General features: G+C 65.3%; 28 protein-coding genes. 15 read left to right on the top strand and 13 right to left on the bottom strand.

Annotated elements, in window-relative coordinates; genetic code table 11:
- Window positions 1-10: 10 nt before the first annotated feature.
- The 9 genes from soxZ (at window position 11) to KUV38_RS12825 (ending at window position 9,279) form a co-directional block, all read left to right on the top strand.
- Window positions 11-340, top strand: a complete 330-nt coding sequence (gene soxZ / locus KUV38_RS12865; protein WP_222470430.1) for a thiosulfate oxidation carrier complex protein SoxZ — start codon at window positions 11-13, stop codon at window positions 338-340.
- A gap of 31 nt (window positions 341-371) precedes the next feature.
- A complete protein-coding gene (soxA, locus tag KUV38_RS12860; RefSeq protein ID WP_315898623.1) occupies window positions 372-1,232 on the top strand; it encodes a sulfur oxidation c-type cytochrome SoxA in 861 nt (286 codons plus the stop codon).
- An 87-nt stretch (window positions 1,233-1,319) separates the two neighbouring features.
- Entirely contained in the window at window positions 1,320-3,017 is a 1,698-nt protein-coding gene (soxB, locus tag KUV38_RS12855; protein ID WP_222470428.1) for a thiosulfohydrolase SoxB, read from the top strand.
- A gap of 38 nt (window positions 3,018-3,055) precedes the next feature.
- A complete protein-coding gene (gene soxC / locus KUV38_RS12850; RefSeq protein WP_222470427.1) occupies window positions 3,056-4,321 on the top strand; it encodes a sulfite dehydrogenase in 1,266 nt (421 codons plus the stop codon).
- Complete coding sequence (locus KUV38_RS12845) at window positions 4,305-5,618, top strand: c-type cytochrome (protein WP_222470426.1); 1,314 nt, start codon at window positions 4,305-4,307, stop codon at window positions 5,616-5,618. The genes soxC and KUV38_RS12845 overlap by 17 nt, the downstream gene beginning before the upstream one ends.
- Window positions 5,615-6,322 (top strand): c-type cytochrome, encoded by a 708-nt coding sequence (locus tag KUV38_RS12840; RefSeq protein ID WP_222470425.1) that lies wholly within the window; start codon window positions 5,615-5,617, stop codon window positions 6,320-6,322. The genes KUV38_RS12845 and KUV38_RS12840 overlap by 4 nt, the downstream gene beginning before the upstream one ends.
- Before the next feature lie 31 nt (window positions 6,323-6,353).
- Window positions 6,354-7,622, top strand: coding sequence for an NAD(P)/FAD-dependent oxidoreductase (locus tag KUV38_RS12835; protein ID WP_222470424.1), 1,269 nt, complete (start codon window positions 6,354-6,356; stop codon window positions 7,620-7,622).
- A gap of 87 nt (window positions 7,623-7,709) precedes the next feature.
- Entirely contained in the window at window positions 7,710-8,138 is a 429-nt protein-coding gene (locus tag KUV38_RS12830) for a DUF302 domain-containing protein (RefSeq protein ID WP_222470423.1), read from the top strand.
- Window positions 8,139-8,217: 79 nt separating this feature from the next.
- The gene (locus KUV38_RS12825; protein WP_222470422.1) at window positions 8,218-9,279 is read left to right on the top strand and encodes a YeeE/YedE family protein; all 1,062 of its coding nucleotides are present in this window, start codon (window positions 8,218-8,220) and stop codon (window positions 9,277-9,279) included.
- Window positions 9,280-9,478: 199 nt separating this feature from the next.
- On the opposite strand, the gene KUV38_RS12820 is transcribed toward KUV38_RS12825, so the two are convergent.
- Window positions 9,479-10,387, bottom strand: a complete 909-nt coding sequence (locus KUV38_RS12820; RefSeq protein WP_222470421.1) for an MBL fold metallo-hydrolase — start codon at window positions 10,385-10,387, stop codon at window positions 9,479-9,481.
- Window positions 10,388-10,483: 96 nt separating this feature from the next.
- Between KUV38_RS12820 and KUV38_RS12815 the strand changes: the two genes are divergently transcribed.
- Window positions 10,484-11,383 carry an endonuclease/exonuclease/phosphatase family protein gene (locus KUV38_RS12815; RefSeq protein WP_222470420.1) on the top strand — a complete coding sequence of 300 codons (900 nt, stop codon included), beginning with the start codon at window positions 10,484-10,486 and terminating at the stop codon, window positions 11,381-11,383.
- 16 nt (window positions 11,384-11,399) lie between these two features.
- Here the strand turns inward: KUV38_RS12815 and KUV38_RS12810 are convergent, their stop codons facing one another.
- The 7 genes from KUV38_RS12810 to KUV38_RS12780 all read right to left on the bottom strand — a co-directional run bounded on the left by KUV38_RS12810 (window position 11,400) and on the right by KUV38_RS12780 (window position 18,316).
- Window positions 11,400-12,125, bottom strand: coding sequence for a glutamine amidotransferase (locus KUV38_RS12810; RefSeq protein ID WP_222470419.1), 726 nt, complete (start codon window positions 12,123-12,125; stop codon window positions 11,400-11,402).
- On the bottom strand, window positions 12,122-13,345 hold the full coding sequence (locus KUV38_RS12805; protein ID WP_222470418.1) for a mandelate racemase/muconate lactonizing enzyme family protein: 1,224 nt from the start codon (window positions 13,343-13,345) through the stop codon (window positions 12,122-12,124). Before KUV38_RS12805 ends, KUV38_RS12810 begins: the two co-directional genes overlap by 4 nt.
- A gap of 92 nt (window positions 13,346-13,437) precedes the next feature.
- Window positions 13,438-14,520, bottom strand: coding sequence for a zinc-binding dehydrogenase (locus KUV38_RS12800; protein ID WP_222470417.1), 1,083 nt, complete (start codon window positions 14,518-14,520; stop codon window positions 13,438-13,440).
- Between the two features lie 121 nt (window positions 14,521-14,641).
- Window positions 14,642-15,844, bottom strand: coding sequence for an endonuclease/exonuclease/phosphatase family protein (locus tag KUV38_RS12795; protein WP_222470416.1), 1,203 nt, complete (start codon window positions 15,842-15,844; stop codon window positions 14,642-14,644).
- Window positions 15,841-16,800, bottom strand: coding sequence for a threonine/serine dehydratase (locus KUV38_RS12790; RefSeq protein WP_222471069.1), 960 nt, complete (start codon window positions 16,798-16,800; stop codon window positions 15,841-15,843). Before KUV38_RS12790 ends, KUV38_RS12795 begins: the two co-directional genes overlap by 4 nt.
- Window positions 16,801-16,808: 8 nt before the next feature.
- Window positions 16,809-17,630 carry an alpha/beta fold hydrolase gene (locus KUV38_RS12785; protein ID WP_410001030.1) on the bottom strand — a complete coding sequence of 274 codons (822 nt, stop codon included), beginning with the start codon at window positions 17,628-17,630 and terminating at the stop codon, window positions 16,809-16,811.
- Window positions 17,630-18,316 (bottom strand): haloacid dehalogenase type II, encoded by a 687-nt coding sequence (locus KUV38_RS12780; RefSeq protein WP_222470415.1) that lies wholly within the window; start codon window positions 18,314-18,316, stop codon window positions 17,630-17,632. Before KUV38_RS12780 ends, KUV38_RS12785 begins: the two co-directional genes overlap by 1 nt.
- A 102-nt stretch (window positions 18,317-18,418) precedes the next feature.
- On the opposite strand from KUV38_RS12780, the gene KUV38_RS12775 reads away from it, so the two are divergent.
- Window positions 18,419-18,856 carry a VOC family protein gene (locus KUV38_RS12775; RefSeq protein ID WP_222470414.1) on the top strand — a complete coding sequence of 146 codons (438 nt, stop codon included), beginning with the start codon at window positions 18,419-18,421 and terminating at the stop codon, window positions 18,854-18,856.
- On the opposite strand, the gene KUV38_RS12770 is transcribed toward KUV38_RS12775, so the two are convergent.
- The 4 genes from KUV38_RS12770 to fabA are packed head-to-tail and all read right to left on the bottom strand — an operon-like array spanning window position 18,836 to window position 22,239.
- Window positions 18,836-19,621: a metalloprotease gene (locus KUV38_RS12770; protein WP_222470413.1), complete on the bottom strand. Its 786-nt coding sequence runs from the start codon at window positions 19,619-19,621 to the stop codon at window positions 18,836-18,838. The genes KUV38_RS12775 and KUV38_RS12770 overlap by 21 nt on opposite strands.
- A gap of 54 nt (window positions 19,622-19,675) precedes the next feature.
- Window positions 19,676-20,464: an enoyl-ACP reductase gene (locus KUV38_RS12765; protein ID WP_222470412.1), complete on the bottom strand. Its 789-nt coding sequence runs from the start codon at window positions 20,462-20,464 to the stop codon at window positions 19,676-19,678.
- 5 nt (window positions 20,465-20,469) lie between these two features.
- Window positions 20,470-21,696 (bottom strand): beta-ketoacyl-ACP synthase I, encoded by a 1,227-nt coding sequence (gene fabB / locus KUV38_RS12760; RefSeq protein ID WP_222470411.1) that lies wholly within the window; start codon window positions 21,694-21,696, stop codon window positions 20,470-20,472.
- Between the two features lie 33 nt (window positions 21,697-21,729).
- Entirely contained in the window at window positions 21,730-22,239 is a 510-nt protein-coding gene (gene fabA / locus KUV38_RS12755) for a bifunctional 3-hydroxydecanoyl-ACP dehydratase/trans-2-decenoyl-ACP isomerase (protein WP_222470410.1), read from the bottom strand.
- A gap of 179 nt (window positions 22,240-22,418) precedes the next feature.
- Here fabA and irr point away from each other — a divergent pair, with 179 nt between their 5' ends.
- Window positions 22,419-22,835: a Fur family transcriptional regulator Irr gene (irr, locus tag KUV38_RS12750; protein WP_222470409.1), complete on the top strand. Its 417-nt coding sequence runs from the start codon at window positions 22,419-22,421 to the stop codon at window positions 22,833-22,835.
- Between the two features lie 42 nt (window positions 22,836-22,877).
- Here irr and KUV38_RS12745 read toward each other — a convergent pair whose 3' ends face one another.
- Window positions 22,878-23,750: a glycosyltransferase family 2 protein gene (locus KUV38_RS12745; protein WP_222470408.1), complete on the bottom strand. Its 873-nt coding sequence runs from the start codon at window positions 23,748-23,750 to the stop codon at window positions 22,878-22,880.
- A gap of 120 nt (window positions 23,751-23,870) precedes the next feature.
- Here KUV38_RS12745 and miaB point away from each other — a divergent pair, with 120 nt between their 5' ends.
- The 3 genes from miaB to KUV38_RS12730 all read left to right on the top strand — a co-directional run bounded on the left by miaB (window position 23,871) and on the right by KUV38_RS12730 (window position 26,266).
- Complete coding sequence (gene miaB, locus KUV38_RS12740) at window positions 23,871-25,178, top strand: tRNA (N6-isopentenyl adenosine(37)-C2)-methylthiotransferase MiaB (protein ID WP_222470407.1); 1,308 nt, start codon at window positions 23,871-23,873, stop codon at window positions 25,176-25,178.
- A gap of 264 nt (window positions 25,179-25,442) precedes the next feature.
- Window positions 25,443-25,955 carry an OmpA family protein gene (locus KUV38_RS12735; protein ID WP_261385366.1) on the top strand — a complete coding sequence of 171 codons (513 nt, stop codon included), beginning with the start codon at window positions 25,443-25,445 and terminating at the stop codon, window positions 25,953-25,955.
- 14 nt (window positions 25,956-25,969) lie between these two features.
- Window positions 25,970-26,266, top strand: a complete 297-nt coding sequence (locus KUV38_RS12730; RefSeq protein ID WP_222470405.1) for a hypothetical protein — start codon at window positions 25,970-25,972, stop codon at window positions 26,264-26,266.
- Window positions 26,267-26,379 lie beyond the last annotated feature (113 nt).

Here is a 26,379-nt window from a genome sequence, read left to right as displayed (position 1 = left end):
GACGAAAACAATGGCATCTGGTGTCAAACCCCGCGTCAAAGTCCCCAAGTCGGCCTCTGCCGGCGAGGCGATCACGATCAAGACCCTGATCTCGCACCCCATGGAGAGCGGCCAGCGCAAGGATGGCGACGGCAACCCCATTCCGCGCTCGATCATCAACCACTTCACCTGCACCTTCAACGGCGAGACCGTGATCGACGTGAAGATGGAGCCGGCGATCTCGACCAACCCGTATTTTGAGTTCGAGGCCACCGTGCCCGAGAGCGGGACCTTCGAGTTCACCTGGCAAGATGATGATGGCTCGACCTACACCGAGACCAAGGAAATCACCGTCGGCTGATCCCACGCCGCACACGTTCAGGGAGGGACGCGTGAACAAAGCAAGCAAGAGCGCAAGCTACATCGCACTGGTTGCGGCATCCGCCTTCGCGGTGGCTGCCCACGCCGGGCCGGATGAGGACAGCCTCACCATCAACGGCGAGACCGAGATCGTCACCGAAACCGCCGCGCCCGATCACCTGTCGGACGTGTTCGATACCATCTACTCCGGCTGGCGTTTCCGCACCGACGAGACCCAGTCGCTGGAGATGGACGATTTCGACAACCCCGGCATGCTGACCGTGGATGCCGCGATGGAGGCTTATGCCACCGCCGAGGGCACCGTGGGTGAAAGCTGTCAGGGCTGCCACGAGGGCGTAGAGACTTTCGCAGGCCTCACGCCCACCATGCCGAAGGTCGATGAAGAGACCGGCAAGCTGGTGACGATGGAAGATGCCATCAACGACTGTCGCACCGAGCGCATGGGCGCCGACGCCTGGAAGTGGTCCGGCAACGAGATGCAGGGCATGGTCGCCCTGATCGGCCTGCAATCGCGCGGCATGCCGATGAACGTGGCCATCGACGGGCCCGCCGCCCCCTTCTGGGAGCAGGGCAAGGAGATGTATTACACCCGCTACGGCCAGCTCGAGCTGTCCTGCGCCAACTGCCACGAAGACAACTACGGCAACATGATCCGCGCCGACCATCTCAGCCAAGGGCAGACCAACGGCTTCCCCACCTACCGGCTGAAGCAGGCCAAGCTGATCTCCAAGCACAACCGCTTCCGGGGCTGCATCCGCGACACGCGTGCCGAGACCTTCGCCGAAGGTTCCGACGAGTTCCGCGCGCTGGAGCTTTACGTCGCCTCGCGCGGCAACGGCCTTTCGGTCGAAACCCCGGCAGTTCGCCAGTAAGCTAGGCCCGCGTCGGAGCGATCCGGCGCGGGTTTTCTGTCCCTGACAGATGCACACATGCGCATATAAATACAGGATGAGCTTACAATGATCTCCCGCCGCGATTTCCTTCAGGTCGGCATGGCCGCCTCCGCCCTCCTCGGCACCTCCGGTTTCGGCAACTGGGCGCGTCTGGCCGCGCAGCAGGCGCTCACGCAGGATCAGCTGCTGGAGTTCGAAACCTTCGGAAACGTCTCGCTCATCCACGTCACCGATATCCACGCCCAGCTGAAGCCCGTCTACTTCCGCGAGCCTTCGGTCAACCTCGGCGTGGGCGAGAACAAGGGCGTCGTGCCCCACATTACCGGCGCCGATTTCCGCAAGCTCTACGGCATCGAAGACGGCTCGCCCTCCCACTACGCCCTTTCCTCCGGCGACTTCGCCGCGCTGGCCGCGCAATATGGCCGCGTCGGCGGGCTCGACCGCGTCGCCACCGTCATCAATTCCATCCGCGCCGACCGCCCCGATGCCCTCCTGCTCGATGGCGGCGACACATGGCACGGCTCCTACACCTGCCTGCAAACCCAGGGGCAGGACATGGTCAACGTCATGAACGCGCTCAAGCCCGACGCCATGACCTTCCACTGGGAGTTCACCCTCGGCTCCGACCGGGTGAACGAAATCGTCGAGGGCCTCCCCTTCGCCGCCCTCGGCCAGAACATCTTCGACGCCGAGTGGGATGAACCGGCAGAGCTCTTCCCGCCCTACGAGTTCTTCGAGCGCGGCGGCACAAAGATCGCCGTCATCGGCCAGGCCTTCCCCTACATGCCCATCGCCAACCCGGGTTGGATGTTCCCCGAATACTCCTTCGGCATCCGCGACGAGCACATGGCCGAGATGGTCGAGGAGGTCCGCAGCCAAGGCGCCGAGGTGGTCGTCGTCCTCTCCCACAACGGCTTCGACGTGGACAAGAAGATGGCCTCCGTCGTGCCGGGGATCGACGTGATCCTCTCCGGCCACACCCATGACGCGCTCCCCGAGCCGGTGGTGGTGGGCAACACCATCGTCGTCGCCTCCGGCTCCCACGGCAAGTTCGTCTCCCGCGTGGATCTCGATGTGCGTGACGGCCGGATGATGGGCTACCGCCACAAGCTCATCCCGATTTTTTCCGATGTCATCGCGCCCGACGCTGACATGACCGCCCTCATCGACGAGCAGCGGGCGCCCTACGAGGCCGAAATGTCCGAGGTCATCGGTCAGACCGACACCACCCTCTACCGCCGCGGCAACTTCAACGGCACATGGGACGACCTGATCTGCGACGCCCTCCTGTCGGAGCGCGACGCGCAGATCGCCATGTCCCCCGGTGTCCGCTGGGGCGCCTCGATGATCCCGGGGCAGGACATCACCCGCGAAGACATCTTCAACGTCACCTCCATGACCTACCCTAACGCCTATCGCACTGAAATGACTGGCGAATTCATCAAGGTCATCCTTGAGGACGTGGCCGACAACATATTCAACCCCGACCCCTACTACCAGCAGGGCGGCGACATGGTCCGCATCGGTGGCATGGGCTACCAGATCGATATCAACAAGCCGCAGGGCGAGCGCATCTCAGGCATGACCCTGCTCTCCACCGGCGAGCCCATCGACCCCGCCAAAAACTACACCGTCGCCGGCTGGGCCTCGGTCAACGAAGGCACCGAAGGCCCGCCCATCTGGGACGTGGTCGAAAGCCATATCAAGAAACTCGGCACGGTCACCGCAGGTGACCATGACAACGTGAAAGTGGTGGTCGACTGACCACCACCCACACCCCCGTGAATGAGGAGCACACCCCCATGAGCGACGATCTCAAACTCTCTCGCCGCGCCGTTCTGGCCGGCTCCGCCGCCGCCGCGGCAGGCACGCTGGCCGCGCAGGCCCGCGCCGAAGGTGATCCGCTGATCACCGAGCCGCAGGATTGGGCCATGAGCCTCGGCGAAGGCGTCGATGCCACCCCCTACGGCATGCCGATCGAATATGAGGGTGACGTGATCCGCCGCAACGTGCCCTGGCTCACCGCCGATCCGATCTCCTCGATCAACTTCACGCCCATCCACGCGCTCGACGGCACCATCACGCCTCAGGGCTGTGCCTTCGAGCGCCACCACTCCGGCGCCATCGAGCTGCGCAAGGAGGATTACCGCCTGATGATCAACGGGCTGGATCTTCAGCCACTGGTCTTCACCTATGCCGATCTCGAGCGCTTCCCGCGCGAGAACCACGTCTATTTCTGCGAATGCGCGGCCAACACCGGCATGGAATGGGCCGGCGCCCAGCTGAACGGCGCCCAGTTCACCCACGGCATGATCCACAACATGGAATATACCGGCATCCCGCTCCGCACCCTGCTGAACGAGGCCGGGTATCAAGGCGCCACCGAGGGCCGCTGGGTCTATGTCGAGGGGGCCGATGCCTCCTCCAACGGCCGCTCGATCCCGATGGAAAAGGCGCTCGACGATGTGCTCGTGGCCTTCAAGGCAAACGGCGAGGCTTTGCGTAAAGAGCACGGGTACCCGGTGCGCCTCGTCGTTCCCGGCTGGGAAGGCAACATGTGGGTCAAATGGCTCCGCCGCATCGAGGTGACCGACGCCGCCGTGGAGAGCCGCGAGGAAACCTCCAAATACACCGACACGCTGGCAGACGGCACCTCCCGCAAGTGGACATGGGTGATGGATGCCAAATCGGTCGTCACCTCCCCCAGCCCGCAGGCTCCCATTACCCACGGCCCCGGCCCGCTGGTCATCACCGGCATGGCATGGTCCGGCCACGGGCGGATCACCCGTGTCGACGTGTCCAAGGACGGCGGCAAAACATGGGAGACGGCCCGCCTTGGCCGCACCCAGGGCGACACCAAGGCCCTGACCCGCTTCTACCTCGATACCGAGTGGGACGGCTCCGAGATGCTGCTGCAAAGCCGCGCGATGGATGAAACCGGCTATGTCCAGCCGACCAAGGCCCAGCTGCGCGAAGTGCGCGGCCTCAACTCGGTCTACCACAACAACTGCATCCAGACCTGGCATGTGAACACAGACGGGAGCGCTGAAAATGTCGAAGTTTCTTAATATCTTCGCCCCCGCTCTGGGTGGCACCGCCACCCTGCTCGGCGCGGCCTACATCGCCGCCGACCAGTTCGTGGTCGATGTGCCCGCGCCGCTGCGCGGTCAGGCGATCCCCGCCGCCGAAGCGCAAACCACGCCCGAACCCGTGGCCGAAGAAGCAGCGCAAGCCACCGATGCGGCCCCCGCCGAGGTGGCAGCCGAGCCCACCGAAAGCCAGCCCGAGGCCCCCGCCGAGGCTGCCCCGGTGGTCCTCGCCAAATTCGGCCTCGGCCGCCCCGCCACGGATGATGAAATCGCCGCGTGGGACGTGAAGGTCATGCCTGACGGTCGCGGCCTCCCCGAAGGTTCCGGCTCCGTCGAAGACGGCGAGGCGCTCTTCTCCGAAAACTGCGCCGTCTGCCACGGCGAATTCGCCGAAGGCTCCGGCAACTGGCCCAAGCTCGCGGGCGGCGACGGTACCCTTGCCGACGAAGACCCGCTCAAGACGGTCGGCTCCTACTGGCCCTACCTCTCCACCACCTTCGACTACATCCACCGCTCCATGCCCTTCGGCGCGGCCCAGACCCTCTCGGCAGATGACACCTACGCCATCACGGCCTACATTCTGTATTCGAACTTCATGGTAGACGAGGACTTCGTGCTCACACGGGAGAACTTCCTTGAGGTCGAGATGCCCAACGCCGAGGGCTTCATCGTCGATGACCGCGCCGAAACGGAATATCCGCAATGGCGCGCCGAACCCTGCATGGAAAACTGCAAGGACATCGTCGAAATCACGATGCGCGCCACCGTGCTCGACGTGACCCCCGAGGAGGAGGGCGCAGCCGAAGAGGTGGCACAAGTCACCGAAGCGGCCGCCCCTGCCGACGAGGCGCAGGCCGAAGAGGCAACCGTCGAAACGGTCGCCGCCGAGGAGCCTGCCACCCAAGAGGCCGCCCCCGAGGAGCCCGCCGCCGAAGACACAATGGCCGCCGCCGACCCCGAGTTGATCGCGGCAGGCGAGAAGGTCTTCAAGAAGTGCAAAGCCTGCCATCAGGTCGGCGCAGGCGCCGAAAACAAGACCGGCCCCCAGCTCAACGGCATCATGGGCCGCACCGCCGGCACTGTCGAAGGGTTTAAATACTCCAAGGCCATGAGCGAAGCGGGCGAGGGCGGGCTCGTCTGGAATACTGAAACCCTCGCAGGCTTCCTCGCCAAGCCCAAGGCCTACCTGAAAGGCACCAAAATGTCGTTCAACGGCCTCCGCAAGGAGGATGACATCGCGGCGGTCGAGGCCTACCTCGGGTCCTTCGCCGAATGAGGTCGCTCCGCACCGCTCTCATGCTCACCGCGCTCGGCCTCCTGCCGGGCGCGGGCGCGGCATCGGAGGCGGGCGATGTGGAGCGCGGCGAAAAGGCCTTCGCCAAGTGCAAGGGCTGCCATCAGGTCGGCGCCGAGGCCAAAAACCGCATCGGCCCGGCGCTCAACGGCCTCTTTGGCCGCCGCGCCGGCTCGATAGACGGCTTTCGCTATTCCAAGGCCTTCATCCGCGCGGGCGACAAGGGGCTGGAGTGGCACGCCGATACGCTCGACGCCTTTCTCGAGACCCCAAAGCAGATCGTGCCGGGCACCCGCATGAGCTATCGCGGCGAGGATGACCCGCAGGTGCGCGCCGATCTCATCGCCTACTTGCGCACCTTCTCCGCCTCGCCCGCCAACATCCCCGAGGCCGACCCCACGGCCCAAGGCACCGACCACGATCTCGACCCGGCCACCCTCGCCCTCGTGGGCGACCCCGAATACGGCGAGTATCTCGCCTCCGAATGCACCACCTGCCACCAGGCCACCGGCGGGGATGACGGCATCCCCTCCATCGTGCTCTGGCCCGAGGAGGATTTCGTGGTGGCCATGCACGCCTACAAGCAAAAGAAACGCGAGCACCCGGTGATGAACATGGTCGCCGGGCGCCTCGGCGACGAAGAGATCGCGGCGCTGGCCGCGTATTTTGCGACCCTGGAGGAGTGAACGGGTCGCGCAGAACAGGGAGGACACCAGCATGAAACTGAACCGACGGACATTCCTCGGCACCGCTGCCGCGGGCACCGCCGCGCTCTCCGCACCCATGGTCAAGGCCGCCTCGCATGGCATGCCCCGCGTCGTGGTGATCGGCGGCGGGGCAGGGGGCGCCACCGCCGCCCGCTACATCGCGAAAGACAGCGAAGGCGCCATCGATGTGACCCTCATCGAGCCCACCCGCACCTATTACACCTGCTTCTTCTCCAACCTCTATATCGGCGGCTTCCGCGACCTGCAGAGCATCGCCCACAGCTACGGCACGCTGGCCTCGGAGTATGGCATCAACGTCGTCCACGATTGGGCCACCGGCGTTGACCGGGATGCCAAAACCGTGGCCCTCGCCGGCGGCGGCTCGGTCCCCTACGACAAGCTGGTGATCTCCCCCGGCATCGATTTCATCGATGGTTCGGTCCCCGGCTGGTCGCTGCTGAGCCAGAACAAGATGCCCCACGCCTACAAGGCCGGCTCCCAGTCGGAGCTGCTGAAGGCTCAGATCGAGGCCATGCCCGAGGGCGGCACCTACTGCATGGTCGCCCCGCCCAACCCCTACCGCTGCCCGCCCGGCCCCTACGAGCGCATCTCGATGGTCGCCCACGTGCTGAAGGAGCGGAACCCGACCGCCAAGATCCTCATCGTCGACCCCAAGGAGAAGTTCTCCAAACAGGGCCTCTTCGAGGAAGGCTGGCAAAACCACTACACGGGCATGGTTGAACGCATCGGCCCTGACTTCGGCGGCGACAAGGTCGAGGTGAACCCCGACGAGATGACCGTCAGCATCGACGGCTCGGTCGAAAAGGTCGATGTCTGCAATGTCATCCCTGCCCAGAAGGCCGGCCTCATCGCCGAGGCCGCCGGGCTGACCGATGGCAACTGGGCCCCGGTGAACCCCACCGACATGAGCTCGAAGATGGATGCCGACATCCACGTGCTGGGCGATGCCTCCGCGCAGGGCGATATGCCCAAATCGGGCTTCTCCGCCAACAGCCAGGCCAAGGTGGCCGCCAACGCCATTCGCGGCGCCCTCACCGGCAGCCGGGTCTTCCCCGCGAAGTTCTCCAACACCTGCTGGTCGCTCATCGCCACCGATGACGGCGTGAAGGTCGGGGCCAACTACGAGCCCACAGAGGAAAAGATCGCCTCCACCGACAGCTTCATCAGCCAGACCGGCGAAGATGCTGCCCTTCGCAAGGCCACCTTCGAAGAGAGCATCGGCTGGTACTCCGGCATCACCGCCGACATGTTCGGCTAAGCCACTCCGGCGGGGCGTTTGACACATGTCATGGCGCCCCGCCGCCCTATCTCCATTCTGAAGGCCCACCCACGGAGGAGACCCGCCATGAAACACCTCACCCTCGCCGCCGCCCTGACCCTCGCCACCCCCGCGCTGGCGCAGGATGCCGTGCTGCACGACTTCGAAGGCAGCTTCGATGATGCCACCTTCGCGGTGGAATCCGCCATCGTCGGTCAGGGCCTCGTGATCGACTACACCAGCCACGTCGGTGACATGCTCAACCGCACCGGCGAGGATGTCGGCTCCGATGTGAAGATCTTCGACGCCGCCGATATCTTCATCTTCTGCTCCGCCGTCGTCTCCCGTCAGGTGATGGAAGCGGACCCGATGAACATCCAGCACTGCCCCTATGGCATCTTCGTCACCGAGAAAGAGGGCAAGGTGCAGATTGGCCACCGTGACTACCCGGATGGCCCGATGGACGCCGTCGAGGAACTGCTTCAAGGCATTGTTGCCGAAGCCATCGGCGGCTGACCCGCGCGCCCGCTTGATCCCGGTCAAAGCCCTCCGCGCTGCGGCCTGATACCCCGGTCAAAACCGGAGGCATTGCCCGATGATCTGGCTCTTCGACACCCTCGGTGAGGCCCCCGCCATCGCCCTGCTCGGGCTGGCCGTGGGCCTCCTCTTCGGCGCGGCGGCGCGACGCTCGGCCTTTTGCTTGCGCGCCGCCACGATCGAGGTCGCAACCCTGCGCCCCGGCCCAAAGCTGGCCACATGGCTGATCGTCTTCACCACCGCGCTCGCACTGGTGCAGGGCGGCCTCGCCTTGGGCTGGCTCGACCTGTCAGACGCCCGCCAGTTCGCCCAACCCGGCTCGATCTCGGGTGCGCTGATCGGCGGGTCCATGTTCGGCGCGGGCATGATCCTCGCCCGCGGCTGCGCCTCCCGCCTGCTGGTGCTCTCGGCCACCGGCAACCTGCGCGCCCTCATCACCGGCCTCGTGCTCACCCTCGTGGCCCAGGCCTCGCTCACCGGCATCCTCGGCCCCGCCCGGCTCTGGCTCTTCTCCCTCTGGCAAGTCCCACCCGGCCCGGCCCGAGACCTCGGCGCGCTCGCGGGCCTCACGCCCGCCGCCACCGCTACCCTCTCGCTCGCCGCACTCGCTGCCGCGCTGATCTGGGCGCGCGCCGCCGCCCGCAAAAGCCCCGGTCAAATCCTCGCCTCCGCCCTCGTCGGCGTGGCCGTCGCCGCAGGTTGGTTCGTCACCTACAACGCCAGCCAGATCGCCTTCGAGCCGGTCTCCGTCAGTTCCATCAGCTTCACAGGCCCGGCGACCGACACGCTCATGGGCCTCGTCGGCACACCCTCCCTGCCACTCTCCTTCGGCCTCGGCCTCGTGCCCGGCGTCTTCCTCGGCTCCTTTGCCGCAGCCCTCGCCGCCCGCGAGTTTGCCATCCAGCGCTTCCAGCCCGACACCCCGATGGAGCGCTACCTGATCGGCGGCGCCCTCATGGGCTTCGGCGCCATGCTCGCGGGCGGCTGTGCGGTCGGCGCTGGCGTCTCCGGCGGCTCCGCCCTCAGCTCCACCGCATGGCTCGCCCTCACCGCCATGTGGCTCTCCGCCATGGCCACCCATCGCTTTCTGAGCCGTGCCCCGTCACCCGCCACCGCATAAGACTTGATTCAGATGCGCGCCCCCCCGCCAAACGGAACAGCCCACCCCCAAATACCTTTTCCAATTCGATTAAAATTGTCCCCACCCACCGACTGAGCGCCCGACCCGCCCCATTTTCTTGCTGAAAATATTCCCGGGGGTGTGGGAGCAGCGCCCCCACTCCGACAGATCAGCCAGCGCAAGTCCGAGCATTGCACCCCTACATCGCCACCCAGCGATACCCCTCGCCACCTTTCTCAACCCGGCCCATCCCGCCCGGCAGATGGAACCCCACGATCCCCAAACCGTCCGCCACGATCCGGTCCATCAACGCCACCCGCGTTGCCGCGCCAACCTCCGGGTCCTGGTCAGAGTTCACCTCCCACCCCGGCCGCGCGAAGGCCACGTGGTGGTTGCCGATCGCATCGCCCACCACCATCACAGCCTCGCCACCAGACCGCACCTCGAACCCCATATGCCCCGGCGTGTGCCCCACGCAGGCCACCGCCGCGACGCCGGGCAGCACCTCATCGCCATCGTCGAAAAACGCCACCCGGTCCTCGATCGCCTCCATTCGCCGCTTCGCTCCCACCGCAAAGGCCTGCCGCTCCGCGCCGATGGTGTCGACCGTCTCCGGGTTCCACCAATAGTCCCACTCGCCGCGGCCCATCGCGTAGCGGGCATCCGGAAAGAGCGGCTCATCGAAATCGTCCAGTAGCCCCCAAATGTGATCCGGGTGCGCATGGGTGAAGATCACATCGGTCACATCCTCCGGCGCAACCCCTGCGGCCTCCAGATTGGCGGCCAGCTCCCCGGCCGACGGCATGAAGTCCGGGCCCGCGCCCACGTCGAACAGCACCACCCGGTCGTCCATCCGCAGCAGCGTCACGTTGCAGGGCGGCTCCAGCGCCTCGATCGAAACGCCGAGAGGTGCCACGATCTCCGCTACCTCCGCTTCCGGCAGCCCCGCGAAGGTGAAGGAGCCGGGGAGCATCAGGTTGCCGTCGCTCACCACCGTCATCCGGGCCTCGCCCAGCATCATCTCCGCCATGGCGCGCCTTGGCAGCAGGCCGCCCGCCGCCACGCCCGCCGCCGCTCCGGCCACAAAACTCCGCCGCGTGATCCGCATCTCACTCTCCCATATCCATTTATCTGAATATGACTCGCCCACGCCGCCCCGGCAATGAAAGATGGACGCGCCCGCCCCGCAAGCTACCCTCCGCCCATGCGCCGCGCCCTCCGCCTCACCGCCCTCCTTCTTCTGGCCCTGCCGCTTCTGGCCTGCGCCCTCCACGTCGCCCATTCCGGCTCCGCCCCGGTGCCGCCACGCCCCGAGGGCACCCTCCGCGTCGCCAGCTACAACGTCCACTACATCGTGCTGAACCGCGACGAGGGCGATTGGTCCGTGGCCGACTGGAACCGCCGAAGGGCCCCCATGGCCGAGGCCCTGCGCACCATCGACGCCGACATCATCGCCTTTCAGGAAATGGAGAGCTTCAGCCGCGGCGACGATGGCTCAACCAACCTCGCCCGCGAGTATCTTCTCGCCGAACTCCCCGCCTACCGTGCCGCCGCCGCCGGCCCCTGGCGCAGCTTTCCGGCCACCCAGCCCATCTTCTATCGCGCTTCCCGCCTGACCCCGGTCGACGAAGGCTGGTTCTTCTTCTCAGACACGCCCGACGTGATCTATTCCCGCACCTTCAACGGCTCGTGGCCCGCCTTCGCCTCATGGGCCGAGTTCGCTACGCCCGAGGGCCAGCGCCTGCGCGTCGTCAACGTCCACTTCGAGTACAAAAGCCGCTCCAACCGCCGCCTCTCCGCCGCTCTCGTCCGAGACCGCCTCGCCCCCGTCATCGCGTCCGGAACGCCGGTGATCTTGCTCGGCGACCTCAACGCCATGCACGGCGCCCACACCCTCCGCACGCTCGAAGAGGCCGGCCTCACCTTCGCCCCCACCCGCGGCGCGACCTACCACCTGAACGCCGGCATCAACCTGCTCGGCGCCATCGACCACATCGCCGCCTCCCGCGGCATCACGGTCAGCAAGCCCCTTGTTTTGAGAGAAAAATTCCTCGGCGAATGGCCGTCTGACCATTACCCCGTCTACGCCGACATCAAGCTTTAAGGTGGGCTAAACCCACCTACCCGCGATACCGCGCCACGAAATTCCGCAAGATCTTCTCCGGCTCCGTCACCTCCGCCGCCCGGCACATGGCAATCAGCCCGTCCGCCTCCTCCGGCGCAAAATAGCCCTTGTTCCGATACACCCTGATCCGGGTCTCGAAACCCGCCGCATCCGCCTCGGGGTGGAATTGCGTGGCATAAACATTCTCGCCATACCGCACCATCTGGTTGGGGCAGGGGGCGCTCTCCACCAGCCGCACGCAGCCCTCGGGCAGCACCTCCATCGCCTCCTTGTGGCCGACGAAGGCATCAAACGTGCCGGCCACCCCCTCCAGCAACGGATCGTCCTCCACCACCCGGCAGGCGCTCGTCCCCACCGCCTCGCCGTAGCGCCCCTTGGCCACCACGCCCCCCAGCGCCTTGCCCAAAATCCCGATCCCGTAGCAGCAGCCGAGAAACGGAAAGTCGCGCGCTGCCACCTCGGGCATCAGCCCCAGCACGGCGGCCTCGATCTTCGCTTCCACCGGGCTCTTCTCCTCCGGCGGATCGCTCACGCAGCCCGGCCCGCCGCCGACGATTACGCCCGAATACTCTTCCAGCCGCACATCGCGTAGCTCTTCGCAGTCCAGCCGCACCCGGCGCACCTCGCCCTCCGCCAGTCCGCCCTTGGCGAGAATAGCGGCAAACTCGTCATCGCTGGCCTCGGTCTCGGGCCTCAGTTGCAACACAAGGAACGGCTTCACCGCGGCGCCCCGCCTTCAAATGCATTCGGCGCGTCATAGCGGCACGGCCCATCCTGCATCTCCAGATGCAAGCCTTCGCCCTCCCACGGATGCACCCGCGCCAACTCCTCATCCACCTCGATCCCCAGCCCCGGCCCCTCGGGCGGAATCACATGGCCATCTTCCACCCGGATCGCGCGCTTCACCAAATCGCGGTGAAACGCCGTTTCGATGCACTCCACCATCAGCAAATTCGGGATCGCCACGCCCAACGCGATATTGGCGGCAAACTCCACCGGCCCGGCGTAGAGGTGCGGCGCCACCTGCACGTTGTAGACCTCGGCCATCGCCGCCACCTTCCGCGCCTCGCCGATCCCGCCCACGCGCCCGAGCGCCGGTTGCAAGATCGCCGCAGCTCCGGCCCGCAGCACCGGCGCAAACTCCGCCTTGGTCGTCAGCCGCTCGCCCGTGGCCACCGGCACCGGCTGGCCGCTCGCGACTTTCGCCATCGCGCCCACATTGTCTGGCGGCACCGGCTCCTCGAACCAGAGCGGCCCGGTGTGGGCAATCGCCCGCCCCATTCGCAGCGCGCCTGACACGGAGAACTGCCCGTGGGTGCCAAAAAGCAGGTCTGCCCGGTCGCCCACCGCCGCCCGGATCTGCTCGCAAAAGGCCACCGACCGGCTGATATCGCTCATCGAAGGCTCATGCCCGCCGCGCACCGTGTAAGGCCCCGCCGGATCAAACTTCACCGCCGTCCAGCCCTCCTCGACGCGCTTCACGGCGACCTCGGCCGCCATCTCAGGGCTGTTCCAGAACTCCGGCAGCGGCATCCCCTCTTCGGGGTAAAGATAGGTATAGGCCCTCAGCCGCTCGTTCGTGCGCCCGCCGATCATCGCCCAGACGGGCCGCTCCCGCGCTTTGCCGAGAATATCCCAACAGGCCATCTCCAGCCCGCTGAAAGCGCCCATCACCGTGAGGTCAGGCCGCTGGGTGAAGCCCGCCGAATAGGCCCGCCGGAACATCAGCTCGATGTTCTCCGGGCTCTCCCCCTCCATGTGCCGCGCGAACACATCCGCGATCACCGCCCGCATCGCCTCCGGCCCGACCGAAGCCGAATAAACCTCGCCCCAACCCACGATCCCGCAGGCGGTGGTGAGCTTGACGAGAATCCAGTAGCGCCCGCCCCAGCCGGGGGCAGGGGGCGAGGTGACGATGATATCGAGATCGGCAAGCTTCATGGCGCTACCCTATGCGGCAGCCCGAAGAATTTTAACGAAAATTCTTCGACCCCAAAAAATCTTCGTGAAGATTTTTTCACCCATCAGCACGGTCAGAAAACAATCACGTTCCGCCGCGCGCCGCCGCCCCGCGTATCCGCAATTGCCTCGTTGATCTGCTCCAGCGCCCATGTGCCGCTCACCAGCTCATCCAGCTTCAGCCGACCCTGCCGGTACAGGTCCACCATCCACGGAATATCCCGCTTCAGCACCACCTCGCCCAGCAACGACCCTTCGATCTTCTGCCCCATCGCGGCTACCATCACCGGCTCCCAAGGCGCCGTCTCTCCCAGATGCGGCATACCCACCGCAAACACCCGCCCCCGGCTGCCCGCGTAATTCAGCGCCGTGGCATAAACCGGCGTTGCCCCCACGGTCACAAACACCGCATCCGCCCCCTTGGGCGCGATTTCCCGCAGCTTGCCCCAAGGCGCCTCCTCGCTGGCCAAAATCCCGTCCGTCGCGCCAAACTCGCGGGCAGCTTGGAGCTTCTCCGCGCTCATATCCACAGCCACGATCCGCGCCGCCCCGGCGATCCGGGCGCCCTGCACTGCGTTCAGCCCCACGCCGCCCGCGCCGATCACCACCACCGTCTCGCCGGGCCGCACCTTTGCGGTGTTCACCACCGCGCCGACCCCGGTGATCACCCCGCAGGCCAGCAGACAGGCCGATGTGGCCGGGATGTCCTCTGGCAGCGGTGCCAACTGGCTCTGGTCCACCACCACCCGTTCGGCAAAAGCCCCGGTCGAGAGCCCGTGGTTAATCACCGCCTCCCCCTGCCGGATCGGGCTGCCCGCCTGCCGGTCGTATGCCGTTTCGCAATACACCGGCGCACCGCCCGCGCAGCAGCCGCATTGCCCGCAGGCGCGCAGCATCGTCACCAGCACCCGGTCGCCTTCCGCCAGCCCGCGTACGCCCGGCCCGGCCCTGGCCACCCGCCCCACGGCCTCGTGGCCGTAAACCGCTGGCAGGCCGCCGCCCCATGCGCCCTCGGCAAAGTGGATGTCCGAATGGCAGATCGCGACCGCCTCCAGCACCACCTCCACCTCGCCCTCGCGCGGGGCGACCAGCTCGACCTCCTCGATCGCCAGCGGCGTGCCGAAGGCCCGCGCCACGGCGGCCCTGACGCGGGTCATGCCGCGGCCCTATTCAAAAACCGGATATGCATGGAATGTGCATCGGATGTGCATGAGATGTGCATTGGGCGTGTTTCCAGTTTTCCTGAAGAAATCTTCGTTTTCCGAAGGCATTCAAACATTATTGAATAGCGTCCCCGCCAAGCCGCAGATGCGCCATGATCTGCCCGTGGTCCGAGGCCAGTTTGTTGTAGGGCGCTTCGGGGTGCGAGCCATCGGTCAGATGGTCGTTGAACACGCTGAAATACTCCATGCTCCCGATCGCCCCGCCGAAGTCGGGGTGGAAGTGGCGGGAGAGCAGGATCTGGTCGATGCTCTCGTAAACCCCGCCAAAGGCCGCCGTATAGACCATGTCGCGCAAGCTCTTTCGAACAAACAGTTTTTCGGCGGAATGAAGGCGCATGGAGTCGACGCTTTCGGTGATCTGCGCCGCCTCTTCGACGCTGTAGCGATCACCCTGATGCTCCGCATCATGCCGCCGCATCCACGCGTAATTCTTGAACGGCGCCTCCCCGGTGATGATCTCGCTGCTGACGGCATGTTCCCCGTCGTTCAGATCGCCCATCACGACGACCGGGTTGCCCTTTTTCAACTCCGCCACCACCTCCCGCCGCAGCACCCAGGCCTCAGCCATCCGCCGCAACGCCGACCGCAGCGAGCCCATCGAGCGCCCCACGGCGTCATAGTCCAAGAGGTTGGCTTCCTTGGCAAAGTCCGCGCCCGGCGGGGTGATGAACTCGCCCAGCTTGCTCTTCAGGTGGCAGTTGAACACCGTCACCACATACTCACCCACGGGCACTTTCACCTTTAAAATCGGCCGCGAGGTCCGCTTCAAGGTAAAGCTGCCCGCTCCCTCTCCGCCGAGGTCTCGCAGCGGAATTTCCAGCGGCTTATCAAGCACCTGGATAACTTCCGGCGCGCCCGCAAACCCGTTGCGCGACAGCACAGCAACACCCGGCCGCCGCTCCCCCGGCCCGCCGTCCTGCGCATTCGGCGCAAAGGCCAGCGCCGCATCGCCATAGGGCTCATAGGCCAGCTTCCGAAAGATCGCCTTGCGGTGATAGGGCTTGCCCTTGTCCGGCACCGAAACCGCGTTGGAACCCTCACCCATCCGGTCGGCCTGCGCCACCACGGCCCGCAGCGCCTCCTCCTCGAAAATCTCTTGAAATCCAATGAGATCGGCATTCAGCGAGGCAACCTGATCGGCCAGCCAATTGGCTTTCCACGCGTATTCCTCCGGCGTGTATTTCTCGAAGCGGTAGTATTCCTTCTCCGCCCCGATCAGGTTTTTCACGTTGAAGCTCGCCACCGTCCAATCGGTCATGCCGCACCTCCGTAAGTGCTTATGGCGTCGGCAAAAACGCCCGGGTCCACATTGCCGCCGCTGACCACGACCACAACATCCTCGCCCTCGATGTCACCGCCATGAAACAGCGCCGCCGCCAGCGCCACCGCACCGCCGGGTTCCACCACGATCTTCAGCCGCATGAAGGCCAGCGCCATGGCCCGCAGGGCCTCTTCGTCAGTCGCTGTCATGCCCGGCCCGCAGAGGCGGTGCATGATCGGAAAGGTCAGTTCCCCCGGTTGCGGGGTCACGATCGCATCGCAGATCGAGCCGCTAAGGGTTTCGTTTCGCTGGATAACCCCGGCCGAAAGCGACCGCGCCACATCGTCAAACCGCTCGGGCTCCGCCGTGCGCACCCGAAAGCTCGGCGCGGCCTCTTCCAGCGCCAGCGCGATGCCCGAGGTCAGGCCGCCGCCGCCGCAGCACACAAACACATCGCCGCCGTCCACGCCCACCTCCGCCGTCTGCCGGGCGATCTCAAGCCCCGTGGTGCCTTGCCCGGCAATCACCAGTGGCTCGTCATAGGGCCGGATCAGCGTCAGCCCGCGCTCTTCGGCCAGCCTCGCACCAATCTCCTCGCGACTCTCGCTCGCGCGGTCGTAATGCACCACCTCGGCGCCGTAAGCCCTTGTATTCGCGACCTTGATCGCGGGCGCATCGGCGGGCATCACGATCACCGCCTCGCGCCCGTGTGCCTGTGCCGCTGCCGCGATCCCCTGCGCGTGGTTGCCCGAGGAATAGGCCAGCACGCCGCCCGCGGCCTCCATCGCCGACACCGCCGACCAGCCGCCACGAAACTTGAAGCTGCCGGTCACCTGAAGGCACTCGGCCTTCACCCAGACCCGACGGCCCGCGATCTCGTCTAGAAACGGGGAGTTCAGCAGCGGTGTGACCCGCGCATGGCCTTCGAGCCGCCCTGCGGCGGCCTCTATCATCTCGAAATTCAACGCATTTTCTCCAGCCACCGGTCCAGCGCCTTCAGCGCCTCCGGCTCGTCGAGGAAGGGGATATGTGCCCGACCGGGCACCTCGGCAAAGATCATCTCGGGGATCATCTCGCGCATCTTCCGGGCGGCTTCCGGCGTCAACAGGTCGGAGTTTTCGCCCCGGATCAGCGCCAGCGGCAACCCCTTCAGCTTCTCGAAGAGTGGCCAGGCCTCAGGGATATCACCCTCGAATGCCGCCAGAAACGCCTGACGAAGGGCCGGGTCGTAATTGATTTTTAACCCTTCTGGGGTCTCATCATAGTGTTTCCGCGCCTCCTCGAGCCAGCGCTCGGGTGGCACACCTTCAAAACCCGGCATCGCGCCGGGCAGGGCGGCCGCAAGGTCGGCGTGGGTCTTCGCCGCCGGGTTACGGCCCACGTAGTCAAAAATGCGCTCCAGCCCGTCCCGGCTGAGTGCCGGGCCCACATCGTTGAGGCAAAGGCCCATCACCTTGTCGCGCTGCATTCCCGCCAGCCCCATGCCGATCAGCCCGCCGCGCGACGTTCCGAGGATGGCAACCTGGCTCAGCCCGAGGTGCTCCAACAGCTCCAGCTGGTCCCGCGCCTCGACCGGCACCGTATAGGTCTCCGCGCCCGACCAGCCGGAGCCGCCGCGCCCGCGATAGTCGGGGCAGATCATGCGGCATCCGGTGAGATGCGGCGCGACATAGTCGAAGTCGCTGGCGTTGCGGGTAAGGCCGGCAAGGCAAAGCAGCGGCAGGCCTTCGCCTTCGTCGCGGTAGTGAATGCGGGTGCCGTCCGAGGCGGTGAAGCTGGGCATCAGAGCCTCCCTGCGAGGTCGGGGATGGGGGTAAGGTCGGTGAGTTCGTGGGCCGGGCGCCACGGCAGGCGATCCATCGGCAGGCCCGCGCGGTTGACCCATGCGGTCTGAAAGCCGTAGCCCGCAGCAGCGGCGGCGTCCCAGCCGTTGGAAGAGACGAAGAGCACTTCGGCAGGTTCCACCTTCAGCGTGGTTCCTACCAGATCGTAAACGCGGCGGTCGGGCTTGAAGACCCCAACGTCTTCGACTGAGATCACCGCGTCCAGCACCCCGCCAATTCCGGCAGAGGTGACCGCGCCCATGAGCATCTCGGGCGAGCCATTGGAGAGGATCGCCGTGGCGAAGCCGCCTGCCTTCAATTCGGCAAGCATCTCAGGCACTTCCGCATAGGCCGACAGCTCGAAGTAAAGCGCCATCAGCCGCTCGCGCAGCTCCGGGTCGGCCAGCTTTTGCTCGGCCATGGCATAGTCCAGCGCCTCGCCGGTGACCTGCCAGAAGTCGCAATGCGCCCCGGTGATCGCCCGCAGCCAGCTGTAGCCCAGCTGCTTGCCGCGCCAGGTCTCGGCCAGCGCCTGCCAGCACGCCGCCAGCGCCTCCCGGCCCGGCTCGGCGGCGGCCTCGCGGGCGGCGGCTGAAACATCGAAAAGCGTGCCGTAAGCGTCGAAAACACAGGCCTTGATCGTCATGGAGCCTCCCTTTCCCGCGGCAGACTGGCACAGCCCCGCCCGGGGCGGAAGGGCTTGTGATAGGCTGGGAAGGGATTCGCGCAGACGACAAAGGAGAGGCAGATGTCACTCAATCACGGAAAGGTCTGGTGGAGTGAGTTGATGACCCATGACGCGGCAGCGGCACGGGCGTTTTATGAGCAAACCTGCGGCTGGCGCTTCGAGACAGTTCGCATGTCGGAGGGCGACTATCACGTTGCCCACGTGCACGGCGCTGCGGTGGCCGGGATCATGGATCTCCCGGGCAGTATGGCCGGGGTCCCGCCGCATTGGTTCACCTATCTGGCAGTCGATGACGTGGATGCCAGCGTGGCGGCGATCGGCGATCTGGGCGGTGAGCTGGTGCGCGTGCCCTTCGATGTGCCGGAAGCCGGGCGCATTGCCATCGTCAAGGATCCATCCGGCGCAACCGTGGGGCTGATGACCCCGGTCGAGGCCCGCATCGGCGCGGTGAAGGGCGAGCCGGATGGTGACCCGCCGCTAGAGGACGTACCGCTCTAGCAGCGCCCACCCGCCCCAGAAATGCGCCGCCGTGGTAAAGAGATAGGCCGCCGCGGCCAACCCGCCTTGCGCCTTGGTCATCGGCCGCTGATACCGCGCTTCGTCCTGCCCGGTGAAGAGCGACTGGGAGGAGAGCAGGGCGAAGAAAAAGAGCATGGTCGATTGCAGCCAGAGGGCCGTGGCGGCGAAGGCCGCGCTCATCCCCATCGCCATCACCCGGCCCAGCGGGGGCCAGAAGGTTTGCGCGAGAATCTTCACGCAGCGCCCGCCGTCGAGCGGCCAGAAGGGCAGCAGGTTGAAGAAGTTCAGGGCCCCGGTGACGATGGCAAAGACCCACGCCGCATGGGCGATTTCGGGTGCCCGCCACGTGAAATACTCCGAGACGGCAAAGCCCAGAACCATCGGCGCAATGCAGATTCCCGGCCCCATCAGCGTGATGAAGAAGCTCTCTGCCTGCGTGTCCGGCAAACGGTTTGAGATCGCTACGCCGCCCATCAGCGGCACGAGGCGAAACCGGGCATCACTGTGGCCCGCCACCCGATAGGCCGCGACATGGCCAAACTCATGGACGACGACCGACAGCGTCAGCGCGATGCCATAGAGCGGCCCGAGGAACCATGCGGCGAGGCCAAAGGCGGCAAGGCCCAACATCAGCCCCTGCGTGTCGAGGCTGTGCACCACCAGCCCGCGCGGAGCCACGAGGCCGCCGCGCAGCGAGAACGCGGTGAAGGCGCAGAGCGCGAGGGCAAAGAAGAGCAACGTCATGCGGCAGGCATGGCTCTGAAATCAGGCCTCAATTTGGCGCTGTGTGGGAATTGCCTAGAGGTTCTCGGGCTGCGGCATGGAGAGCACATGAAAGCCCCCATCCACACGCACAATCTCGCCCGTGGTGCAGGCCCCGTAGTCGGAGGCGAGGTAAACGGCGGTGCCGCCCACGGCCTCCAGCGTCGCATTCTCGCGCAGCGGGGCGTTTGCGCCAGTAAAGCGGAAGGTCTTGCGCGCGCCTCCAATCGCCGCCCCGGCGAGGGTCTTCATCGGTCCGGGGGAGATTGCGTTAACCCGGATGCCATCCGGCCCAAGGTCATCGGCGAGGTAGCGCACCGAGCTTTCCAGCGCCGCCTTGGCCACGCCCATCACGTTGTAATAGGGCGTCACGCGGTTGGAGCCTTGGTAGGTGAGGGTCAGAAGGGTGCCGCCGTTCTTCATCAGCGGCGCCGCACGGCGGGCAACGTCGATGAAGGAGAAGCAGGAAATGCTGAGCGAATTCCGGAAGTTATCCCGCGTGGTGTTGATGAACCGCCCGGTCAGCTCGTTCTTGTCGGAGTAGGCGATTGCGTGGACGACAAAGTCCAGCGCGCCCCAGCGGTCGCCGATCAGGCCGAAGGCGGCATCCATGCTCTCGTCGTTCATCACGTCGACATCGAGCAGAAAGTCGGAGCCAAGGCTCTCGGCCAGAGGCTCCACGCGCTTGCCGAAGGCATCGCCCTGGTAGCTGAAGGCCAGTTCCGCGCCCTCAGCGGCCATCGCCTTTGCGATGCCCCAGGCAATGGACCGGTCATTCGCCACGCCCATGATGAGGCCGCGCTTGCCCCGCATCAAATCAGCCATAGTAACTATCCGTGATACTTGCTCAAAATAAGCGACCCGTTGGTGCCGCCGAAGCCGAAGCTGTTGGAGAGCACGGAGTCCAGATCAACATCCAACCGGGTCTCGGTCACGATCTCGCCAGGGTTCAGGCCCGGGTCGAGCTCGGTGACATTGGCCGAAGCCTGAATAAAGCGGTTCTCCATCATCAGGATGGAATAGATGATCTCCAGCACGCCGGTCGCGCCCTGGCTGTGGCCGGCCAGCGATTTGGACGACGAGATCGGCGGCGTGTTGCCCTCGCCAAAGACCCGCCGGATCGCCTCGACCTCGACCACATCGCCCACCGGCGTCGCGGTGCCGTGGGCGTTGATGTAATCCACCTTTCGGTCGCCGATGGTGGAGAGCGCCAGCTTCATCGCCCGCTCGCCGCCCTCGCCGGAGGGGGCGACCATGTCTTCGCCGTCCGAGGTGGCACCGTAGCCGGTGACCTCAGCGTAGATCTTGGCGCCGCGGGCCTTGGCATGCTCAAGTTCCTCAACCACCACCACGCCGCCGCCGCCTGAAATCACAAAGCCGTCGCGGGTGGCGTCATAGGGGCGGGAGGCCAGCTCGGGCGTGTCGTTGTACTTGCTGCTCATCGCGCCCATCGCGTCGAACAGGCAGCTCAGCGTCCAGTCCACCTCTTCACCGCCGCCAGCAAAGACAACGTCCTGCTTGCCCATCTGGATCTGCTCCACCGCGTTGCCCACGCAGTGCAGCGAGGTCGAGCAGGCTGAGGTGATCGAGTAGTTGATGCCCTTGATCCCGAAAGGGGTGGCCAGGCAGGCCGAATTGGTCGAGCTCATGCAGCGGGTGACCATGAAGGGCCCCATCCGCTTGGGCGAACCCTTTTCCTTCACGATCGAATGGGCAGTGAAGAAGTTGGAGGTCGAGGGGCCGCCGGAGCCCATGATGAGGCCAGTGCGGACGTTCGACACGTCGGATTGCTCCAGCCCGCTGTCCTTCACCGCCTGTTCCATCGCGATAAAGTTGTAGGCCGCGCCCGCGCCCATGAAGCGCAGGTTGCGCTTGTCGATGTGCTCGGCAACGTCGATGTCCGGCTTGCCGTGAATGCAGGAGCGGAAGCCGTGCTCCGTGTATTCCGGCGCGGCGGTGATCCCCGACCGCCCGGTTTTAAGGCTCTCAGTCACCTCATCGGCGGTGATCCCGATGGGTGAGACAATTCCGATCCCGGTGATGACGACGCGACGCATGAAACCTCGTGTGTTGCGGGGGCGGTGCCCCGGTTATTCGTCGGAGAACAGCCCGACCTTCATGCCTTCGGCAGTGAAGACGAGCTTTCCATCCGCGAATATCTTGCCGTTGGCGATGCCGAGTTTCAACTTCCGGTCCATGACGCGGGTGAAATCGACGTGATAGACGATCTGGCTGTTCTTGGGGGTGATCATGTCGGTGAACTTCACCTCACCCACGCCAAGCGCACGGCCGCGGCCCAGCATGCCGCGCCAGCCGAGGTTGAAACCGGTAAGCTGCCAGAGGCCATCGAGGCCAAGGCAACCGGGCATCACGGGGTCGCCGGGGAAGTGGCAGGAGAAGAACCAGAGGTCAGGCGTGATGTCGAATTCCGCCACCACATGGCCCTTGCCGTTCTCGCCGCCATCGGCGGAAATCTCGGTGACCCGGTCCATCATCAGCATGGGCGGCTCGGGGAGCTGCGGATTGCCCGGCCCGAAAAGTTCACCCCGGGCGCATTTCAGCAGGCCTTCCTTGTCGAATGTATTCGGATGCTCTGCCATGCGGCTCTGCTCCCCCTTCTGGTGTGCCCTTGGTCGCGCCCCCTCTAGCACCCGCCCGGACGCGGGCGCAATAGCGCCGCGGCGCGACCAGAGCACGCAGTTGCGAACCATTTTCATTTGAATTCAGTGTGGATGCACGGATATAAGGCAAGTCAGGCAGGACGATGGAACCCAACCGGATGAAAACCCAGGCGCAACAGCGCGGCTCGACATGGCTCGAAACAGGTGGCTTGCGGCCTACGCGCCAGCGCCTTGCCTTGGCGACCTTGCTGGTAGGCGACGGTCACAACCGCCACGTCACCGCCGAGAGCCTCTTCGATGCGGCCCGTGCCTCGGGCGAGAAGGTGTCTCTGGCAACCGTCTACAACACGCTCCGCGCTTTCTGCGACGTGGGTCTGATGCAGGAGATCACGGTCGACGGCTCGAAGAGCTACTTCGATACCCGCACCGACGATCACCCGCATTTCTACTGGGAAGACAGCCAGAAGCTGACCGATGCGCCGACCGAGCAGTTGCGCTTGGCCAGCATCCCCGATGCGCCTGAAGGCACCGAAATTGCCAAGGTCGATGTGGTGATCCGCCTCCGCCGGGTGTGATCCCCTAAGCGCGTTCAACACGCCCGCTGCCTTACATCCGCGTCAAAACCACTGCCCCGGCTCCATCAGGCCGAGGTCCAGCAATTGCTGCGAATGCCACTCGAACTTGGTCGAGTTGTGCCATTTGAAGGTGTCGATGTCGTAGCGACTACCGGGGTTGGCCTTGAGTGCCTTGGCGGTGCGGAACGAGCAGATGGTGGCCGTCAGGTTGTGATGCCACGGGCAGGCGTAGGTGTTGTATTCCTCGTCCGAGAAGGTGTGAGTGGGCAGCAATCTCAACCCGGGTTTGGTGCGGAACAGCGCAATCCGGTCGATCCGCCGCCGCTCCCTGTCCACATGTTCCTCGAACCGCCACCGGAGCCCGCCAAAGAAATCCAGCTGGCGCTCCTTGGGGTGGTTGTGGTTGGCCGGATCGGGCCGCGCGAGGGCGTAGTAGCCAGACTTGTCGAGATGCGCCTCCTCGATCGACACCGCATCGGGAAAGCGGTCCAGATCGTCGGCGTAGAGATCGACCACATAGGTCAGCATCGCATCGCGCCGCTCTTCGAGGTGGAAGGCCAGCATTTCGCCAATGGTGCGGTTTTCGCAGAAGGGAAAGAACAGGTATTCGGCGTTGTAACAGTAATAGAGCCACTGGCCGGGCGCGGTTGCATCGATGATCTGGTTCATCGCGAGCGCGAGGGCATCGTCGGCGTGCATGTCATAGGGCACCCGGTGGACGAGGGCTTCCAGCGTTTCGGTCAATTCCAGCATGTCCGGCGCGAGCAGGATGATCTCGCGAAAGCCGATCATCCGGTGATGGCGAATGGTCGTATCGACCTCGCGCAGATCTTCGACGCAAATCACTGCAATCGGGCCCTTCGCGAGCGCCGCCTTGCCCTGTTCGAGGAAGTCACTGAGAGAACTGTATTTCATGCCACCGGCTGCCCATGCCCGTTGTTGTGCCATTTGTGAGTTAACAGCGCCTTGAGCGCAACCGTTGCGAGGGCAGGGGGCATGAGGTAGACACCGCCCGATCTTTCCGGGAAACGCGCGATGACCAAGAAGCTCTATATCAAGACCTATGGCTGTCAGATGAACGTCTATGACAGCGAGCGCATGGCCGAGGCGCTGGAGGGGTATGAGCAGGTGCATAGCCCGGACGGGGCCGACATGATCCTGCTCAACACCTGCCACATCCGCGAGAAGGCGGCGGAAAAGGTCTATTCCGAACTGGGGCGCTACAAGGATCTGAAGGCGGCCAAGCCCGACCTGAAGATCGGCGTGGCGGGCTGCGTGGCGCAGGCCGAGGGCGAGGAGATCATGCGGCGGCAGCCGATGGTCGACCTCGTGGTCGGTCCGCAAAGCTACCACCGCCTGCCGGAGCTGGAGGCAAAAACACGGAGTGGCGAGAAGGCGCTCGACACCGATTTCCCGGAAGAGGACAAGTTCGAGAAGCTCAAGGGCCGCCCCAAGGCGCAGCGCGGGCCGACTGCGTTTTTGACGGTGCAGGAAGGCTGCGACAAGTTCTGCGCCTTCTGCGTGGTGCCCTACACGCGCGGGGCCGAGGTGAGCCGCCCGGTGGCGCGGGTGCTGGCGGAGGCCGAGGAGTTGGTGTCGCGCGGGGTGCGCGAGATCACCCTGCTGGGCCAGAACGTGAACGCCTATCACGGCGAGGATGCCGGCGAGACATGGGGGCTGGCCCGGCTGATCCGGCGACTTGCCGAGATCGACGAGTTGAAGCGCATCCGCTTCACCACCTCGCACCCGAACGACATGGAAGATGACCTGATCGCAGCCCACGGCGATTGCGAAAAACTGATGCCCTACCTGCACTTGCCGGTGCAGTCGGGTTCCGACCGGATCCTCAAGCGGATGAACCGCAAGCATACGGCGGCGAGTTATGTTGAACTCATCGACCGCATTCGCGCAGCGCGGCCCGACCTGCTTCTCTCGGGCGACTTCATTGTCGGCTTTCCCGAGGAGACCGAAGAGGACTTTCAGGCCACGCTCGATCTGATCGAACAGGTGCGCTACGGCGCGGCCTATTCGTTCAAATACTCCTCCCGCCCCGGCACACCGGCGGCGGAACGGGCAGAGGTGGAGGCCGCCGTGGCCGATGAACGGCTCCAGCGGTTGCAGGCGCTGATCACCCGCCAGCAACGCGCGGCGCAGGATGCGATGGTGGGGCGCGAGGTGCATGTGTTGATCGAGAAACCGGGGCGCCTGCCGGGACAGATGGTGGGCAAGTCGGACCACCTGCACGCCGTGCATATCACCGGAGAAAACCTCTCGGTCGGCGACCTCGTGAAAGTGCGCATCACCGATTCTGGCCCCAACTCCCTCGCAGGCGCGCTGCTCTGACCCTGCCAGAATTTCGCCGCAATTGATCGGCGATAGCGCAACAATGGGCGTGCGCGGCGATTTCTGTTGCCTAACGCTTTACAATATAACGGGAATAGCGCTTTGACGGCCCCGGGAAAATGCTAAATTTGCCAACAATAAGGCAGGAGCTTTTGCCGGACCTCTCACCGTGGCTCCGCATTTCAAGAATGGAAAGGACGGATGCTCGTGACCCAGAGATTTCTGAAGCCGTTCCGAACCCTCGCCTGCGGTGCCGTGGCGCTGATGGCGGCGGTCGGGTTATTTGCCAGTGAGGCCGCCGCGCAATCGCGGAAGGCCGGTGAAGATTACATCCCCGGCGTTTGGGTAGACCCGGACGGTTGCGAGCACTGGGTGATGGATGATGGTGCGGAGGGCTACATGACCCCGCACGTCACCCGGCAGGGCATTCCGGTCTGCCGGCGGGGCAATGTCTGCGGCGTGATGAACTCCGACCAGCTCTTTGCGACCGACAGCGCATCGATCTCGGCGTCGGGCAAGAAGCGCCTTGCGGGGTTCTTCCGTTCCTCCAAGGCACGCGCCTACATCATCGCCGGCCACACCGATGCGCGGGCGAGCGACGAGTACAACATGAACCTCAGCTACCGCCGGGCGGCCAGCGTGGCGAAGATCGGCAAGGCGACTGGCGCCAAGATCGTCGACGTGCGCGGCTACGGCGAGCGGATGCCGGTGGCCTCCAACCGCACGGCCGGGGGCATGCAGAAGAACCGCCGCGTCGAAATCATCTGCATCCAGTAACCGGGAGAAGCGCCATGAACATCCTCAAGATCACCGCGCTCCTCGCCGTTGCGGCCGGGATCAGCGCCTGTAGCGAGAAGATCGACAAGACCGTGGATCGCGGGTTCGACAGCAAGGATCTGACCCAGCTGAAAGCCGGTGTCTGGATCGACCCGAATGGCTGCGACCACTGGATCATCGACGACGGGGTGGAGGGCTACCTCAGCCAGCGGCTCGACAAGTTCGGCAAGCCGGTTTGCTCGGGTGCCGGGCCTTCGAGCACCGCCACCGGTGATTTCAAACGAGGCTCCGGCTTCCCCGATCCGATCTGAGTCGCGCCGTTTGGCGATTGCCGCTTTATGCAGCCTGAGGCCGCGAGACACGCTCACGCGGCCTCTTTTCGTGTCAATTGCGTGAAATCTTTGCACAGGCCGCTTGCGCGATG

It is taken from the genome of Vannielia litorea (assembly GCF_019801175.1).
Lineage (GTDB): Bacteria > Pseudomonadota > Alphaproteobacteria > Rhodobacterales > Rhodobacteraceae > Vannielia > Vannielia litorea_B.
Note: the sequence above shows the minus strand (reverse complement) of the source record. Positions and strands in the feature narration are given on the sequence as shown.